General features: G+C 43.5%; 16 protein-coding genes. 15 read left to right on the top strand and 1 reads right to left on the bottom strand.

The genetic code is table 11. The features are described 5' to 3' along the window. Positions 1-142: 142 nt before the first annotated feature. The 13 genes from ACE1CM_RS25430 (at position 143) to ACE1CM_RS25490 (ending at position 12,464) form a co-directional block, all read left to right on the top strand. The gene (locus ACE1CM_RS25430) at positions 143-733 is read left to right on the top strand and encodes a class I SAM-dependent methyltransferase (protein ID WP_374881695.1); all 591 of its coding nucleotides are present in this window, start codon (positions 143-145) and stop codon (positions 731-733) included. A gap of 860 nt (positions 734-1,593) precedes the next feature. Then, the gene (locus ACE1CM_RS25435; protein ID WP_374881563.1) at positions 1,594-3,462 is read left to right on the top strand and encodes an ABC1 kinase family protein; all 1,869 of its coding nucleotides are present in this window, start codon (positions 1,594-1,596) and stop codon (positions 3,460-3,462) included. A gap of 111 nt (positions 3,463-3,573) precedes the next feature. Then, complete coding sequence (locus ACE1CM_RS25440) at positions 3,574-5,496, top strand: alpha/beta fold hydrolase (RefSeq protein WP_374881565.1); 1,923 nt, start codon at positions 3,574-3,576, stop codon at positions 5,494-5,496. Between the two features lie 295 nt (positions 5,497-5,791). Then, positions 5,792-7,258 carry a serine/threonine-protein kinase gene (locus ACE1CM_RS25445; protein ID WP_374881567.1) on the top strand — a complete coding sequence of 489 codons (1,467 nt, stop codon included), beginning with the start codon at positions 5,792-5,794 and terminating at the stop codon, positions 7,256-7,258. Continuing rightward, positions 7,248-8,108, top strand: a complete 861-nt coding sequence (locus ACE1CM_RS25450; protein ID WP_374881569.1) for a serine/threonine protein kinase — start codon at positions 7,248-7,250, stop codon at positions 8,106-8,108. Before ACE1CM_RS25445 ends, ACE1CM_RS25450 begins: the two co-directional genes overlap by 11 nt. Continuing rightward, the gene (locus ACE1CM_RS25455; protein ID WP_374881571.1) at positions 8,109-8,624 is read left to right on the top strand and encodes a hypothetical protein; all 516 of its coding nucleotides are present in this window, start codon (positions 8,109-8,111) and stop codon (positions 8,622-8,624) included. 122 nt (positions 8,625-8,746) lie between these two features. Next, positions 8,747-9,226, top strand: coding sequence for a DUF6334 family protein (locus tag ACE1CM_RS25460; protein ID WP_374881572.1), 480 nt, complete (start codon positions 8,747-8,749; stop codon positions 9,224-9,226). A gap of 12 nt (positions 9,227-9,238) precedes the next feature. Beyond that, positions 9,239-10,135, top strand: coding sequence for a hypothetical protein (locus ACE1CM_RS25465; protein ID WP_374881574.1), 897 nt, complete (start codon positions 9,239-9,241; stop codon positions 10,133-10,135). A 46-nt stretch (positions 10,136-10,181) separates the two neighbouring features. Continuing rightward, positions 10,182-10,403: a hypothetical protein gene (locus tag ACE1CM_RS25470; protein ID WP_374881576.1), complete on the top strand. Its 222-nt coding sequence runs from the start codon at positions 10,182-10,184 to the stop codon at positions 10,401-10,403. Next, positions 10,400-10,570, top strand: a complete 171-nt coding sequence (locus ACE1CM_RS25475; protein ID WP_374881578.1) for a type II toxin-antitoxin system YoeB family toxin — start codon at positions 10,400-10,402, stop codon at positions 10,568-10,570. The genes ACE1CM_RS25470 and ACE1CM_RS25475 overlap by 4 nt, the downstream gene beginning before the upstream one ends. Positions 10,571-10,580: 10 nt before the next feature. Next, positions 10,581-10,664, top strand: a complete 84-nt coding sequence (locus ACE1CM_RS25480) for a hypothetical protein (RefSeq protein ID WP_374881697.1) — start codon at positions 10,581-10,583, stop codon at positions 10,662-10,664. 19 nt (positions 10,665-10,683) lie between these two features. Beyond that, positions 10,684-11,790: an AAA family ATPase gene (locus tag ACE1CM_RS25485; RefSeq protein WP_374881580.1), complete on the top strand. Its 1,107-nt coding sequence runs from the start codon at positions 10,684-10,686 to the stop codon at positions 11,788-11,790. Further along, positions 11,787-12,464 carry a DUF4276 family protein gene (locus ACE1CM_RS25490; protein ID WP_374881582.1) on the top strand — a complete coding sequence of 226 codons (678 nt, stop codon included), beginning with the start codon at positions 11,787-11,789 and terminating at the stop codon, positions 12,462-12,464. The genes ACE1CM_RS25485 and ACE1CM_RS25490 overlap by 4 nt, the downstream gene beginning before the upstream one ends. Before the next feature lie 45 nt (positions 12,465-12,509). Here the strand turns inward: ACE1CM_RS25490 and acs are convergent, their stop codons facing one another. Further along, positions 12,510-14,477, bottom strand: a complete 1,968-nt coding sequence (gene acs, locus ACE1CM_RS25495) for an acetate--CoA ligase (RefSeq protein WP_374881584.1) — start codon at positions 14,475-14,477, stop codon at positions 12,510-12,512. Positions 14,478-14,622: 145 nt separating this feature from the next. On the opposite strand from acs, the gene ACE1CM_RS25500 reads away from it, so the two are divergent. Further along, positions 14,623-16,086: an FAD-dependent oxidoreductase gene (locus ACE1CM_RS25500; protein WP_374881586.1), complete on the top strand. Its 1,464-nt coding sequence runs from the start codon at positions 14,623-14,625 to the stop codon at positions 16,084-16,086. A gap of 586 nt (positions 16,087-16,672) precedes the next feature. Beyond that, positions 16,673-17,008, top strand: coding sequence for a cation:proton antiporter subunit C (locus tag ACE1CM_RS25505; RefSeq protein WP_374881587.1), 336 nt, complete (start codon positions 16,673-16,675; stop codon positions 17,006-17,008). Positions 17,009-17,078: the final 70 nt, after the last annotated feature.

Genomic DNA, 17,078 nt, shown 5'->3' on the forward strand with positions numbered 1-17,078 from the left:
TAGGCACTGCCACGACATCAAAACCAAACGAGACGGTACTCATGACAAGAGCCAAATCATTGAGGAGCCGTGTGATGCGAAAGTATCACGCACGGTTCTGAAGCCGAGTCACGTTGGCGACAATGTGGCTTAGGGTAATACTATTGCCAGCATCAACCAACAGTTTAACCATATGAATCTGGTGGGTGTGAATATCGACTCGCGTCAGCTAGAAAGAGCCAGACAACAGGTGCAAGCGGCTGAGGGCAACCAGATCAAATTCGTCAAGGCCGATGCTTGTCAGCTACCGTTTGAGAAGGACTCCTTTGATGTAGTGCTGGCAAGTGAGTGTATTTTCCACTTCCCTAGCCGCGAACGCTTCTTTCAAGAAGCAAAACGGGTACTGCGTCCAGGCGGTCGTCTGGTCATTAGCGACTTTGTGCCAGTGGAGATCTTGGCACCTTTTGTAAAGTTTTGGCACTTCAGTGGGCTGAACACTCGGTTATTTGGGAAGGTTAATACGAGTTACACCTTGGCAGACTACCAGCAGCTAGGGCGGGAGTCAGGGTTTGTGCCAGTGCAGGAGCAGGACATCACCGTTAATACTCTGCCTACTTATCCATTTATCGGTCAGCTACTACGCGGGACGATGCGACCAGATTTAGAAGCAGAGTTTAACCTAATCAACAAATGGATGGAGTGGGTTAGCTCTCAGGGGCTGTTGCGTTACATGATTCTCTCAATGTCTACCTAATTGCGCCAATCGTCTGTTTGTTAGCTCTTCAAAAACATCCGCTAACGAAGTTACTGCGACAACCACATGTGCAGGCGATCGCAGAAATCCTCAGAGAATACCTTGATTGTGGTTCCCAATGGAAAAGCTGGTTAAATTTGACTGCAATTGACTCATGCAGTTCTAGTTCGTGCACGATTCTCATTTAAACGGAAGTTGCCCCCTGCGTGGCAAATTCAGGTGGCTGAAATGCTTGCTAGGCTTTGCTTATAGCCATTTAGCCTCCAAATTTTGTAGTCATGTATGACAGGCGATATGCCTCCGGCACGCTGCGCGATCGCGCAAAATATGTTTTACAATGGATTTCAACATAACATCGGCCCAAATCGAGGCCACATAAGGGTTTCATCGATTGTAGTCATGTAGCAGACTTACCACAATCACCGAAAGTCTGAGACTGTAATGGTTTCAGACGGAAGTTGCCACCCTGCGGGGGGCAACTTCCGTTTAATAAATTGATGAAATGGAGACTAACCATGACTACATTGTTAAAGTTACGTAAGGGCTTCAGTTTTGATGAAGCGATTTACTAATTGCAAGCTTGCAAGCTTGCAAGCTTGCTAGAGAGCAGCGATTAGCAAGCTTGCAGTTACACAACCGTTGGCAAGGGACAATCTCCCACTCATATCAGATGCAACGTCAAATTTGTAAACATCGATTTTTTTACCACAGTACAAATGTGGAATAAGATTGGATTGGAGTGAAAGTACTCAAGATAAAACCAAGTTTCACAAAAAGACGTAGCAGACGCGGAGATCTTAAGAAAGGTCGCGCAGAGCGTCTCCCCTGAGGCCCAACTCGTTTTTCCCACCAAAAAACCAGTGCAAAAATCCAGAGATTTGCCCAGATATGCCAAGATTTTAGGAAACAGCAGTAAACCATTAGCAGATAATGCCGTTGCCGCTATGGTTGACTATAGCCAGCAACCCCGAAAACTGTGGGCACGTCGGCTGACTATTTTAAATTCGTTTCTCTCCTGGTGCAGTCTTCTAGTATGGGACGGACTAAGGGGTGACCGGGCGCAGAATCAGGCGCGACGAGCTAGCGCTTTACGGCAAAAGCTGATTCAACTTGGTCCTACCTTCATCAAGTTGGGACAAATGCTCTCCTGCCGACCCGACCTGATCCCGCCTGTTTATTTAGAGGAACTCGCCAATTTACAAGACCAATTGCCTCCCTTTTCTAATCAAGAAGCCTATCAGCTTATAGAAGAAGAATTAGGAGGTAGGTATGACGAAATATATGCCGAACTGACCCCCGAACCCGTAGCGGCTGCCTCCCTGGGGCAAGTTTACAAGGGAAAACTCAAGACGGGTGAAATCGTAGCTGTAAAGGTGCAACGTCCTGGTCTGCTCGATCGCATCGCTTTGGATATTTACCTGGTGCGCCAATTAGCAGCTTGGGCACAAAAAAATATTCCATTTATTCACAGCGACCTCGTAGCATTGACCGATGAATTAGCTACTCGCCTGTTTGAAGAAATGGACTATATCCAGGAAGGTCGAAATGCGGAGAAATTTGCCCAACTCTACGGTGACCTGAATCATATTTATGTGCCCCGTATCTACTTTGAATACACCAGTCGTCGAGTCCTGACGATGGAGTGGATTAATGGCATCAAATTAACCTCAACAGAAGCGATTCGCGCCCAAGGATTAGACCCAACAGACCTAGTGGCTTTTGGATTCAAGTGTTCCCTCAAGCAACTGCTAGAGGGGGGTTTTTTTCATGCCGATCCTCACCCAGGTAATGCCTTAGTCACCCCCGATGGGAAATTAGCCTACCTCGACTTTGGCATGATGAGCGAAGTTTCACCCGAAACAAGCGATCGCTTGATTGTCTCTCTGCTACATCTGATCGCTGGCGACTTTGAAGGACTCGCCCAAGACTACATTTTACTGGGATTTCTGCCCCCACAAACTGATATAACTCCCCTCATTCCCAAACTGGCTGAAGTGTTTGGTAATATCCGGGAAGCCAGTGTAGCAGAATTTGGCTTCAAGCAAAGTTTTGAGAGGCTATCTGGGTTGATGTATGAATATCCCTTTCAAGCTCCCACCTACTACCTGATGATTTTCCGCTGCTTCGCCACCCTGGAAGGAATAGCGCTCAAAGTCAATCCCAATTTTCCGACATTTAAGCTGGGCTATCCCTATATTGCAAAGTGGATGTTAACGAAGGGTACGCCCACATTGAGGAATTCCTTGACAAATTTTTTGTTTAAGAATCGCACTATCCAATGGCAGCAAGTATCTGACTTATTAGAGAATGCTCGTTCCAGTGATGATTGTGACTTGAACCAAATTCTGGTTGGGTCATTAGAGTTTTTGTACTCTCCCCAGGGAGAATACCTGCGTCATGCCTTGGTTGATGAGATTGTTACCGATTTAGAACTACTCTTACAAAAGACTTTCGGGAAAGTCATGACCTGGGTGGGTCTGACGGTTACTCATTTACCCCTATCGACAAGAGAATCCCTCAGCCTAGACAAACTACAACGACTTGTGGATATCATGCAACAAACTCCTGCTTTTGAACTAAGTTCTTTTTCGGAGATTTTGCCACTGTTGTTCAAAGAAGAAACCCAACGCTTGGGGCAGGAAATTGCCAGTGAATTGGGGCAGCGGTTGTGGGAGCGACTGATGTCCGATCCCCGCTCAATTTTTAACCTGAAAGGAATTTTCTCATGAATAAACCTGAAAAAAGTTACAACTGGTTCATCCGATAAGTTCACCCGTTGGAGCGATTTGTAATTTTCCCAGGGCAAGTCACAATAGGATTTTCTAGTAGACGAGGCAACTATGCAATCTGCTACTATCGAGCAACAAGCACCTGCGCTACCGCCGCTGATTTCCCGCGAAATTTTGTTCGGCAATCCAGAACGAACCAGTCCCAGTCTTTCCCCCGATGGGAAGTATTTAGCATACCTTGCGCCCGATGACAAGAACGTTTTGCAGGTATGGTTAAAAACAGTGGGACAGGAAGACGACCGGACAATCACCGCCGACAAAAAACGCGGGATTCACATCTTTTTCTGGACATATAATACCGACGAGTTAATGTACATGCAAGACTCGGACGGTGACGAAAACTTTCACTTGTACTTAGTTAATATTCGGCATTCCCAGACAGAGTCTGGGAACGATATTGTCCGCGATTTAACGCCATTCCAAGGGGTAAAAGCAGAACCGCTCGAACTTGACCCCAAATTCCCAGACCAAGTGCTGGTAGCAATGAACTTAAATAACCCGCAAAAGTTTGACGTTTATCGCATCAACTTGAAAAACGGGGCAGTAGAATTCGATACGGAAAATCCAGGTAATATTATTAGCTGGAATGCTGATGCCGAATACCAAGTTCGTGGGGCAAGTGCTAGCACACCCGATGGCGGTTATGACCTTTTATATCGGGAAACAACGGATAAAGATTGGGAAATTTTGCGCCACTGGGGACCAGACGATCAAGGCGGGGCAGTTAGTTTTTCAGCTGATGGTAAAACACTTTATATTGAAGGCAGTCACGATGCCAACGCGCTGCGTTTAATTGCGGTAGATCTTGCCACTCGTCAGGAAACTATTATTGCCGAAGATCCGCAATACGATGTCGGTCAGATTATGATACATCCGGTGACGCGAGTTATCGAGGCGGTTGCATTTTTTAAAGACAAACAAGAATGGCAAGTACTCGACCCAAGTATAGCGGCAGATTTTGCAGAAATTTCCCAAGTTCGCACCGGAGAATTTTACATTAGCAGCCGCGATTTGGCAGATAAAAATTGGCTAGTTGCTTACATGACAGATGATGGTCCAATTTATTACTACGCCTACAATCGCGAGTCTAAAAATAGTACGTTCCTGTTTAGCAACCAACCAAAATTAGAAGGGTTGCAACTGGCGTCAATGCAACCAGTTTCTTATCCAGCGCGCGATGGTTTAACCATTCACGGTTACTTAACCACTCCTGTCAATATTCCTGCCCAAAATTTACCCACCGTCATGTTAGTTCACGGTGGCCCTTGGGGTCGAGATACTTGGGGTTACGATTCAGAAGCGCAGTGGTTAGCCAACCGAGGTTATGCGGTTTTGCAAGTTAATTTTCGCGGTTCTACGGGGTACGGAAAAGCATTTCTGAATGCCGGAAATCGCGAATGGGCAGCCAAAATGCACGACGATTTAATTGATGGGGTGAATTGGCTGATTGAAAAAGGCATTTCCGACCCCCAAAAGATTGCGATTATGGGCGGTTCCTACGGCGGTTATGCCACTTTAGTGGGATTAACTTTTACGCCGGATACCTTCGCCTGCGGTGTGGATATTGTCGGACCAAGTAATATAATTACCCTGCTACAAACGATTCCGCCTTATTGGGAACCTGTGAAGGCAATATTTTATCATCGCGTGGGTAATTTAGAGACGGAAGAAGAGTTTTTGAAGTCGCGATCGCCTCTATTTTTCGTAGACAGAATCAAGAAACCTTTGCTAATAGCTCAAGGTGCCAACGATCCGCGGGTGAAACAAGCAGAAGCCGACCAAATTGTAGAAGCAATGCGAAAGGCAAATTTACCAGTTGAATATGTACTTTATCCTGATGAAGGACATGGTTTTGCCCGACCGGAAAATCGATTGCATTTTTATGCGATCGCCGAAGAGTTTCTCGCTAAATACTTGGGGGGTCGGTTTGAACCCATGACCGACATTCCTGGTCATTCAGGTGTCATCAAATAAGTCAGTATATTTAGAGCTTGCATCATTATGCAAACCCGCCCGGAAATAAATTTCCGGGCTAATAGTTCAAGTCGGTTAAAACCGACTAAATGCAATCAAATCAGTCCGTTTTAACGGACTTTAGCTATTAGCCAGGGAATTTATTCCCTGGCGGGCTAATGCTACAGGTGCAAGATCTAAATATAGAAACCCGACTTCTCAGAAAAGTCGGGTTTCTCCAAAGTTTAATCTGGAATCAGCGATTGCACCCATGTAGTCTAACCATTAACATGGTAGAAGCGATAAAAGGCTAGTCATGGGGACAAAAAGCATGACGCTACACAGTCGCTACGAAATTCAGCAGCGTTTAGGCAAAAAAGCCGGAAGACAAACCCTGCTGGCGCGGGATAAACAAACTCAAGAACTCGTAGTCGTCAAACTGCTCACCTTCAGCAGCGATTTTAACTGGGATGACTTAAAGTTATTCGAGCGAGAAGCCGAAACTTTACAATCTCTCTCCCATCCCGCCATTCCGCGCTATTTAGACTCGTTTGAGGTAGAAACACCCAACGGCAAAGGATTCGCTTTAGTACAAAATTACATCGAAGCCAAATCCTTAGAAGAACATCTCAAAAATGGACGCAAATTTAGCGAAAGAGAAGTTAAACAAATTGCCAAATCAATTTTAGAAATTCTCACTTACTTGCACGCACAAAAACCACCCGTTATCCATCGCGATATTAAGCCCAGCAATATTTTATTGGCTTGTGGGACGGGCAAGATGCCCATCCCACAAGAAAAACCAATCTCGGATAAATTGGGCGGGACGGGCAAGATGCCCATGCCACAAGACAAACAAATCTCTTGTGGGGTGGGCGTCTCGCCCGCCGAATTAACACCCCCCTTAGCAAGGGGGGCAGGGGGGGATCGGATTTCTGAACTATATCTAATCGATTTTGGTTCGGTTCAAACCTTAGCAACAAAAGAAGGTAAAACCGTTACCGTCGTCGGAACTTATGGATATATGCCCCCAGAACAATTTGGAGGAATTGCCCTTCCAGCTTCCGATCTTTACAGCGTCGGAGCAACATTAATAGCTCTGCTGACAAACAAACATCCAGCAGACTTACCGCAACAAGATTTGCGAATTCAATTTGAACAAATTACTCCTATCAATCCTGAGTTTACCCGCTGGCTAAAGCGGATGATAGAACCGAGTATAGATCGTCGTTTTAAATCTGCAAAAGAAGCATTGGAAGCATTAGAAAAACCTTGGAATATATACAAATATCCCACTGCCGTCACCCAGTACAAATCGATTACGACCAGGGAATTATTCAAGTACGCAATTGTGCGGAATATATGCGTAGGATCCGGAGTTGGCACTGGTAACGGCGCTCTTTATGGCACAGCCGTTTTTCCATTTTTTGGCAGCTTTTTTGGCGCATTATTTAGTTTGATAGTTGGCATACCCCTTGGTTTTTTAAACGGATTATTAGTAGCAATTGTGACGTGGCTGTTGTTTTTTCCGCTCGACGATCCCAAGCTGCATCGGCGCACAGTTACTTTTATCAGCACGCTAGTTGGCACAGTTGTGAGTCTAGTGGGATTTAGTATAGTGCTGGCACATCAAAGTGTACCGGCTGATGGTTTTTTGCACATTGTTTTTGTACTTATACCATCTGCGATCGCTCGACTATCTATGGGTGCAAGTAGCAAACAAATCGCCCGCTGGTACGAACAACAAAGCAGACAAGAAGAGGACGAAAACAATGACCGTTAAACTACTAGGAGAACGCTACGCCATCCAACGGCAATTAGGACAACAGACGGGAAGAAAAACCTTTCTAGCCCGCGACTTACAAACTCAAGAATTAGTAGTCGTTAAACTGCTTTCCCTTGGCAATGATTTTGAATGGCAAGACCTGAAATTATTTGAGCGCGAAGCCGAAACTTTAAAAGCGCTTTCCCATCCCGCCATTCCCCGCTACCTGGATTATCTAGAACTCGATTCACCCAATAACAAAGGATTCGCCCTAGTTCAAAGTTATGTCGAGGGAAAAACCCTAGAAGAACATCTAAAAGCAGGGCGTACCTTCAGCGAAGCCGAAGTCAAAGAATTAGCCAAATCCCTATTAGAAATCCTGAATTACCTGCACGAACATCAACCGCCAGTTATTCACCGCGATATCAAACCCAGCAATATTTTGTTAACAAATCGCTCTGGTAATAGCGTCGGTCAAGTTTATCTAGTTGATTTCGGTTCTGTGCAAACTCTTGCGGCTAAAGAAGGCGGCACAATTACCGTTGTCGGAACCTACGGATATATGCCACCCGAACAATTTGGCGGACGTGCTGTTCCTGCTTCTGACATTTATAGTTTAGGCGCAACTTTGATTTATTTAGTCACAGGGTTGCATCCAACTGAACTACCCCAGAAAGATTTTTGCATTCAATTTCAGCAAGTAGCTAATATCGATACTGCTTTGGCAGAATGGTTGCAATGGATGACAGAACCCAGTTTAGATAAACGTCTTCCTTCTGCTAGTAAAGCACTGCAAGCGTTGTCAAAACCCCAAATTAGAAAAAAAGCTGATTTGAGTATCAGAAAACCAGGTAATAGCGAAGTATAATTGACAAAAACAGATGATTTTATCGAAATTTTAATCCCGCCACGAGGGTTGAATTTTGGAGCGATCGCTTTGATTTCTGCTTTGATTCCTTTATCTTTTTGGGCATTAGTATTTTTGACTACAGTAAGGTTTCCTAATTTTATCCCTGTAATACTGATTTGCTTATTTGTCATCGCTCCGGTATCTGTATTACTAATAAATACTATTTTGTTTATATTTAGGCAATTTCGCCTGCGGATTGATGGCGATCAAATTTTCTTCACCAATGAAATGTTTGGCTGGCGATGGAATCGGTTTCGCCCCACAGATAAGCGAAATCTCTCTAAATTAGAAATTATTAATGCATTTGATGCAGAAAAACGGGGTTATGTAAGTAGGCGTAATACTCAACTAATTATGTGGGCAGGAAATCAGAAATACGAATTAAGCAAGAAAGTTCGTCTGAATAACTCAGAAATAAAATGGTTGGCTAGCGAATTAAGCGATTGGTTAGAATTGACAATTGAATTTAGGTAAAATTTATGACTGAAAAAACTAGATTCAGTTCAAAAAAGTAGGTAAAATAGCAAATCTAGCGGCTGAAGGAGATGCAGATGCTAGAACAGCCATTAAAATTATCAAGGAGGCACGTAAAAAACGTGAAAAGTGTAGTGGAAGATGAATTTATTTTTCCGATTGGCAGCATTTTAACAGAAGTATCAATCGTTGAAGATCGAGAATATGGCGGTAAGGATGTTTGTCTCGAGCAAGTCCAACTGAGTTTTCAAGATACAGCAGTTATCCTAAAACCGCTGGCGGATACTGATGAAATAGAGGTAGTTTTGGGATTGAATGCGATCGCTGATACCTCTGCTACTGCTTACGCACTAGAATCACCCAATGGGATAGCAGAAAAAAACCCAGAATGGAGCCATTCTTTTTTAGGTAAAAAGCTTCAAACAGTTTGGGTTTGTGAAAACGCTCAAGGGTATCGTGACCAAATTATTTTTGCATTTGAGCAGTTACATCCAAGCATTGCGTTCGTTGCTGAATGTTCGGTTTTAAATGTTTTCCGCTTTGAACAAATACAGAAAGTTAATGAATCTTCAATTAAAAATCTGCAATCCAACGTAATCTAAGAGAGAAAACTCATGAAAAATTCTCTTTTATGCCTTAGCTTATCTACTGCGGCTTTTTTCCTTAGCCTCGAAGCCAAAGCTTTTTCTATCCAAGAGCGACTAGAAATTAATCGGAATTCTTCGCCCTTGACCAATCTATTAGCGCAGCAATACGCTCGATATAGCTCGGAAAGGCAGTGTATGCATCCACTGGGGTCACCTATTATGCTTGGAATGCAAGGAGCAGCCCAAGACGCTTTGGTGGCTTGCGATCGCGCTCTGGCTAACTATCCCAACAATACTCCTTCTCTCCTCAACGATACTTCTTATGTCTTGCAAAACCGAGCTAGAGCGTTGGAGGTTTTGGGTAGATTTGAAGAAGCGATCGCTACCTGGGATCGTCTAATCGCGATACAGCCTAATCGAGGATTCCAGTCTAATCGAGCCAATGCAGTCAGAGAACTACAAGGTTGGTCTGGATGGTCTTCATGGTATGCTAACAATCCTAACAGGCCACTCCGAGTTTCTGATGCACAGGTAAGAGCGCTGACAGAAGCACTACGGTTAACATTAGTTAGTACTAATTTTACTCCAGGTAGGATACAAGATCCTTTATATACTGATTGGAAACAGACGCCAAGAAGAATTGCCTGGTTGTCTAGAAATTGCACCAAACGGGTAGTGTTACCGGAGCAAGTTGCCGCTAATCCTGCTCTGGCACGGTCAATTATAGAGTGCGCTGTGCGCGTGACACTGAATGAGGAGTACTACCAAAGCGGCAACAATGAGTTTGAGGCTGTTCGTCGTGCTGCATCCATGTTTGGACATAATACATCTAATTACAACAGTTTCCGTTTTATAGCTGAATTTTCTCAAAGGGCGCTCAACTTTTACCGACAGTTGCGTTCCAGTTCTTCTCCTCGACGCTAATCTATAAAAACGCTATAATTAGGTTAATCGAAAGTGGGTCAAAACGATGTCAACAGTTTATCGTTTAAAAGCTAACGAACTTAATCATCATTTCTTAGAACAAATTAAAGCGGAGTTTGCAGATAAAGAGATTGAGATTGTTATTACAGAAGTTGATGAAACCGAATATCTTTTACAAGAGAGCAACAAAAACAAACTATTGAAAGCTATTGACAATGTTAAAAAGCGTCAAAATTTAGTTGAAATTAATTTACAAGATTTGCAATGAGCAGAAGAATTGTTTTTGAATCCTCTGCTTTTGCAGATTTTAATGAATGGGCAAAATTAGATAAAAAGATTTATCGCAAAATTGTTGAATTGATTAAGGATATAGACCGCTCGCCGTTTGAAGGATTGGGTAAACCCGAACCTCTGAAATACGAGTTAACTGTCTAGGTAAGGGCGCATTGATAATGAACATCGTTTAGTTTATCAAGTTACGGATGAAGAAATTGCGATCGCATATTGTAAAGATCGTAACATTGAATAGTGGTAAAGGGGCAATTTATATGTTAAAAAAAATAGAAATTCAAGGATATAAATCAATCAGAAATCTCAACATTGAATTAAAAAAAATCAATGTTTTAATCGGAGCCAACGGAGCCGGTAAGTCCAATTTTATTTCTTTTTTTAAATTATTAAGATGGATGATGCAAAATCCTGGTCAGATGCAGCTTTTTGTTGCTCAATCTGGAGGAGCAAACGCATTTTTGTTTGATGGCTCTGAAGTGACATCTCAAATAAAGGCAGAATTGAGTTTTGCGACAGATTCAGGTAGAAATGATTATTTTATGAGGCTTTTTCATGCTGCTTCAGATACATTAATCTTTGCTGAAGAAAAGTATCGCTTTTCTAGCTCTAGTTACGATTCTTTAGCTGATTGGATATCTCTTGATTCAGGGCATCGAGAATCTAGATTAATCGAGAAAGCTAATCAAGGCGATAAAACTGCTAGATTTATTGTAAGTTTAATTCAAAAAGATTGTGTTGTTTATCAATTTCATAATACTTCAGATACAGCAAGAATCAAAAGAAGATGGGATATAAATGACAATAGATATCTTAAGGAAGATGCTGCTAATTTAGCTCCCTTTCTATGGAGACTGCGCGAATATGAACCTAAATCTTATTTGAGAATTGTTGCAACAATCCGACAAATCGCTCCTTTCTTTGCTGATTTTGTTTTAGAACCTGTTGGCAATAGTGTAATTTTACAATGGCAAGAATACAAGACAGATACGATCTTTAGTTCTCATCAAGCATCAGATGGAACTTTAAGAACAATGTCATTGATTGCATTACTTTTACAACCAGAATCACAACTTCCTGATGCAATCATTCTCGACGAACCGGAATTAGGGCTACACCCTTATGCAATTAACATTATTGCCGAATTAATGCAGAGTATTTCTCATATTACCCAAATTATTTTGGCGACTCAATCAACAAATTTGATTGATTATTTCGAGCCAGAAGATATTATTGTTGTAGAACGTCGAGAAAGAGAATCTTTGTTTCGCAGATTAGATACCGAAAGATTACACGAATGGCTTGAAGATTATTCTTTGTCAGAACTTTTGCAAAAAAATGTTATTGGAGGTACACCCAGTAAATGATTAGGCTACATATAATTGCCGAAGGACCGACAGAAGAAACATTTATTAGGGATTTGCTGAGCGAACATTTAGGAGGCTTTAATATTTCCACTGATGTCCGCCGTGTCAATCCCGGTAGCAAGCCTAAAAGATCTAAAGCAGATAGAGGTGGCGTTTTAAATTATGAAAATGCCAAAAAAGATATTCAGCGCTGGTTAAGAGAAGATAAAAATAAAGATGCGCGTTTCACAAGTATGTTTGATTTGTATGCTTTACCTAATAATTTTCCTGGTTTTGATGAAGCAAAAAAATATAGCAAACCCTATGAAAAAGTTGAATATTTGGAACAAGCTTTTGGATTGGATATCAACGATTATAGATTTTTGCCTTATATCCAACTTCACGAATTTGAAGCCTTAATCTTATCAGAACCATCTAAATTAAATAATATTTTTGTAGGATATGAAGAAGCAATTGATCAATTAGTTCAAAAATGCGAGGGGTATGAGTCTCCAGAATTAATTAATGAAGGCCAAACTACTGCCCCATCCAAGAGAATCATTCAAGCTATTCCAGGATATAGTAAAATATCTGATGGTTTAACAATAGTGCAAAGTATCGGCTTAGATAATATTCGCAGTAAATGCCATCATTTTAATCAATGGATAGCTAGACTGGAAAATTTGCAACTTTGATTCTGATAGCAAGTAGGGTGAGTAATCCTCACCCTACTATTTTAATTAAGCACCTTCGCGCAATCTATCTAACACGGTGCGATCTTCCAAGGTTGAAGTATCGCCAGAAACTTCTTGTCCCGCCGCTAAATTTCGCAATAATCGCCGCATAATTTTACCCGAACGAGTCTTAGGTAATGCATCGGTAAAGCGAATTTCACCAGGACGCGCGATCGCACCAATTTCACTCACTACATGTTGCTTCAGTTGCTTATTCAATTCCTCGGTCGCTTTTTGATTACCTTCCAAGGTGACAAATGCAACGATATCTTCCCCTTTCAAGTCATCTGGTTTCCCTACAACCGCTGCTTCAGCTACCGCCGGGTGGGACACTAACGCCGATTCAATTTCCATCGTTCCTAAACGATGTCCGGCGACGTTAATTACATCATCGACGCGCCCCATTACCCAGAAATAACCATCTTCATCGCGACGCGCCCCATCTCCAGCAAAGTAGAAATATTGCCCATCTTTGGGGGGAATGTGTTCCCAATATGTGCGACGGAACCGATCTGGATCGCCGTAAATTGTCCGCATCATACCAGGCCAAGGATGTTTTACGGCTAAATATCCACCTTCATTATTGGGGACTGAGTTGCCATCTAAATCGACAATTTCTGCCAGAACTCCGGGGAAAGGACGAGTTGCAGAACCGGGTTTTGTCGGAATTGCACCGGGTAATGGGGTAATCATAATTCCCCCAGTTTCGGTTTGCCACCAAGTATCGACAATCGGACAGCGTTCCCCACCAATTATCCGGTAATACCACATCCAAGCTTCTGGGTTAATCGGTTCTCCCACCGTTCCCAGTAATCTTAAAGAAGACAAATTCCGCGACTTGGGATGGTGTTCCCCCATCTTAATAAATGCCCGAATTGCGGTTGGTGCGGTATAGAAAATAGTGACGCCGTATTTTTCAATTACATCCCAAAAACAACCGGGATTCGATGCCCGCGGCGCACCCTCATACATCACAGTTGTCGCACCGTTGGATAAGGGGCCGTAAACAATATAACTGTGTCCGGTAATCCAACCAACATCGGCGGTACACCAATATACATCGGTATCTTGAATATCGAAAATCCATTTGGTGGTCATGTGAGTGTAAAGGTTATAACCACCCGTTGTATGCACCACCCCTTTTGGCTTGCCGGTACTACCAGAAGTGTAGAGAATGAACAACATATCCTCGCTGTCCATCGGTTCAGCGGGACAATCTGCGCCAACGCCTTGCTTTAAATCGTGCCACCAATGGTCGCGCCCCGGTTCCATGTAGATTTGCTGTCCGGTGCGCTTAACTACCAAAACATCCTTGACATTTGGCACGCCTTCTGCTACCGCTTTATCGACTTGGTCTTTGAGCGGAACGATCGCATCCTTTCTCCATCCCCCATCTGCTGTAATCACCATTTTGGCTTGTCCGTCGATCAGGCGATCGCGCAACGCTTCCGCACTAAATCCGCCAAACACCACCGTATGGGGTGCGCCAATTCTGGCACAAGCTAACATTGCGATCGCTGCTTCTGGAATCATCGGCATGTAGATGCCGATGCGATCGCCTTTCTGCACCCCCAGTCCTTTTAGCACGTTCGCCATCTGGCAAACTTCCCGATGCAATTGCGCATAGGTGAGAGTCCGCGAATCCCCCGGTTCCCCTTCCCAAATCAACGCCGCCTTATTTTTGCGCCAGGTTGTGAGATGTCTGTCAAGACAGTTGTAAGAAATATTAATCTTGCCGTTGGCGAACCACTTAGCAAACGGCGGTTGCCAGTCGAGAACGGTATCCCACTTTTGGAACCAGTGCAACTCAGTTTCAGCCAATTGGGCCCAGAATTTCAACGGATCGGCCTTAGCGCGTTCGTAGAGTTGCTCGTAGTCCTCTAAACTCTTGATATGCGCTTTTTGGGAAAATTCCCCACTCGGCTGGAATAGACGTTTTTCTTGAAGAATGGATTCAATCGTCGATTGTGACATAGTGCAAAAGTTAGGTTTCAGGCTTGTGACCGGAAATACATTTCCTAACATACTGGCTTCCCGGATGGCATTAGTCAAAGAAAATCTTTATTTTTATCAAGTTTCAGAATCCCAATAGGGTAGAGTGACGATAGGGCAGTCGAATATGGTTACAGCAAAGGAAACTAACTGTTTGAGCCGAAATGTATTGATTGTTGGGGGAGGCCCAGCCGGACTTGCCACTGCATTAATGCTAGCCAAGCAGGGATGGACAAATGTGACCGTCCTGGAGAAACGTCCTGCGGCTGATTACTACGAGCCAGATAAATCATTTAATTATCTCATTGATGGTCGGGGTCAAAAATTGACCGATTGGCTTGGACTCACGGAGAAGATATCAAAAATCGGCGTTCCTAGTACAGAATTCTATTTAACGCTGATTAAACCAAATGGCAGCCGCAAAACATTTAAAGTACCTATCGCAGATCCAAAACGGAAAACTGCCTACTGGTTACCGCGCAGAGCATTTGTGTTATTGCTATACCAGGAAATTGAACAAAATTGGCAAGGCTGCATCACCGTGCTGTTCAATAGCAAATGCAGAGAAATTAGCAAGATAGCCGAGTCGGAAAAACTCCAAGTTGTTGCTGAAACAGATAACAACAATTTGGTTAAATTTGAGCCAGATCTTTTAGTGGGTTGTGATGGCTTTAACTCGATTGTCCGCAACACCTTGAAAGAGTGGGACGACTCTGCATCAGACAGATTTGAGATGAAATGTTTTCCCTCGCCCAGTGCAGGGCTGAGGTATAAAGTGTTAAGCCTACCGCCAAACTTTCCTCTCGATCCGAGTGGCAAGGAACAGTCAAAATGTGAAATGGCCTACGCGATTCGTGGAGCTTTTCGAGGTCGCAAGCAAGCCGTATCTCTGGGTTTGCTACCGCTGAAAAATCCAGATGAACCTCGTAGTGCCAATATCATTACATGGCCTGACCATAAAATATGGGAATTGAAAAGTGGTGAGGAGGTGTACGAATTTTTTGAGAAAGCCTTCCCACAATTGCCTATAAGCCAAATCCTATCGCCGGAAGAAGCCGATCGATTTGCCAAAAGTGAAGGTGGAAAATTTCCTACTCCTCAATACTGTTCTGGATTGTACTTTGTAAGCGACTCTATTGGCAGTGCTAGTGTAGTACTCTTGGGAGATGCGATTCATTGCTTTCCTCCAGATATCGGACAAGGAGTGAATTCAGCATTGGAGGATGTATTTGTCCTGAATGAGGCAATTTCTAGGAGCAACAGCAATCTCTCAGTTGCCTTGCCTTTATACGAATCTTTGCGCTTTCCTGATGTCAAAGCTTTAATCCGTCTGGCTCAAATTGCTTTTCCTTGGCAGTATAACCAAGCTCCGCTTCGTAGAGCGCTGTGGAATGTCAACTTTTTTTTCCGACTTCTACTCAGTCGTGCGCTGCCCTACATTTTTAGTCCTCCAGCTTTCTTCCTGATCCAAAACCATCAACTTTCTTACCAGGAAATCTTAGCCAAGGTTCAACGTACCACTCAGAACATTTTGGTACTTGGTTTTATGCTTATTTGTGGGTTTTTAGCTATAGTACTTCTCAGGCAGTAGGTTTTTGGCAATAAAATTTTGCTCGCTTTGTCACGCACCAAACTTTTTCCGGTTCAATTAGCGCTAGGGATACTTTTTTTACGATACTTGGAGAGTGGAGCGCCCTAGGCGAAGGAAATATTTTGTTTTGCGGGTGTGGGCGATCGCGAGTGCGTGCCTCTGGCATATCGCTCCCTGGCGGCTAGTAATGTTTTTATCCGTCCGCTGCAACAAGATTGTGATGCGGCGATCCCTTGAACCTTAGGTGTCCATTTTTTCCCTCACCCGATCTACGCTCATCTCTTGCTTTAGGTACATCATACCATCTATTGTTTATATAATATACGTGAGAATTGCTCGGCAAGACCCCAGTTAACTACCAAAAGTAATGCGTCTGTCAATAACATCCTGCGAGTTTTATCAATGGCTGAAAAAAGCAACGCCCTTTCTGACTATTGATGCCCAGTTATCCGGTCTTCTGTCGAGAAGTTCTCGAAATGAAGCGAGCGCGGCTTTACCCGGACTCCCTGCCAAGAGCGCTGCCTATCAGAAATAATGTATTTTTTCAAATCTAATTACAGTCACCCTAACCCAAGAGGCAAATCCCGTGTTAGAAGCATTCGTATTCGCAACAGTATTGTGCGGATTTTTCGGCATCATCTTGAAAAAGAACCTGGTGATGAAGATCGTCTCTATGGATGTGATGAGTACGGGGGTAATCGCCTATTACGTGCTGATTGCATCGCGAGTTGGCTTATTCACACCAATCCTTGGCAAGGCCAAAAATGTTGAGTACGCCGATCCGGTTCCCCAGGCGGTGATATTGACGGCGATTGTAATCGGCTTTTCGATTCAAGCGTTAATGCTGGTCGGTGTCATGAAGCTGTCACGGGATAATCCGACATTGGAAACCAACGAGATCGAGAAAAACAATACGCCTTGATCGAGAAGACGCTCTGATGCGGAGAAGGGGAGACGCGGAGTGCGACCATTCCCTAGATCTAAGTTCGTAA

This window comes from Microseira sp. BLCC-F43, from assembly GCF_041929235.1.
In the GTDB taxonomy this organism is placed as follows: Bacteria; Cyanobacteriota; Cyanobacteriia; order Cyanobacteriales; family Aerosakkonemataceae; genus Microseira.

Bases quoted from the DNA above. Each gene is read 5' to 3' on its own strand.
- ACE1CM_RS25465 (WP_374881574.1), top strand. From the start codon at position 9,239: ATGAAAAATTCTCTTTTATGCCTTAGCTTATCTACTGCGGCTTTTTTC.
- ACE1CM_RS25445 (WP_374881567.1), top strand. From the start codon at position 5,792: ATGGGGACAAAAAGCATGACGCTACACAGTCGCTACGAAATTCAGCAG.
- ACE1CM_RS25490 (WP_374881582.1), top strand. From the start codon at position 11,787: ATGATTAGGCTACATATAATTGCCGAAGGACCGACAGAAGAAACATTT.
- ACE1CM_RS25485 (WP_374881580.1), top strand. From the start codon at position 10,684: ATGTTAAAAAAAATAGAAATTCAAGGATATAAATCAATCAGAAATCTC.
- acs (WP_374881584.1), bottom strand. From the start codon at position 14,477: ATGTCACAATCGACGATTGAATCCATTCTTCAAGAAAAACGTCTATTC.
- ACE1CM_RS25440 (WP_374881565.1), top strand. From the start codon at position 3,574: ATGCAATCTGCTACTATCGAGCAACAAGCACCTGCGCTACCGCCGCTG.
- ACE1CM_RS25475 (WP_374881578.1), top strand. From the start codon at position 10,400: ATGAGCAGAAGAATTGTTTTTGAATCCTCTGCTTTTGCAGATTTTAAT.
- ACE1CM_RS25500 (WP_374881586.1), top strand. From the start codon at position 14,623: ATGGTTACAGCAAAGGAAACTAACTGTTTGAGCCGAAATGTATTGATT.
- ACE1CM_RS25450 (WP_374881569.1), top strand. From the start codon at position 7,248: ATGACCGTTAAACTACTAGGAGAACGCTACGCCATCCAACGGCAATTA.
- ACE1CM_RS25470 (WP_374881576.1), top strand. From the start codon at position 10,182: ATGTCAACAGTTTATCGTTTAAAAGCTAACGAACTTAATCATCATTTC.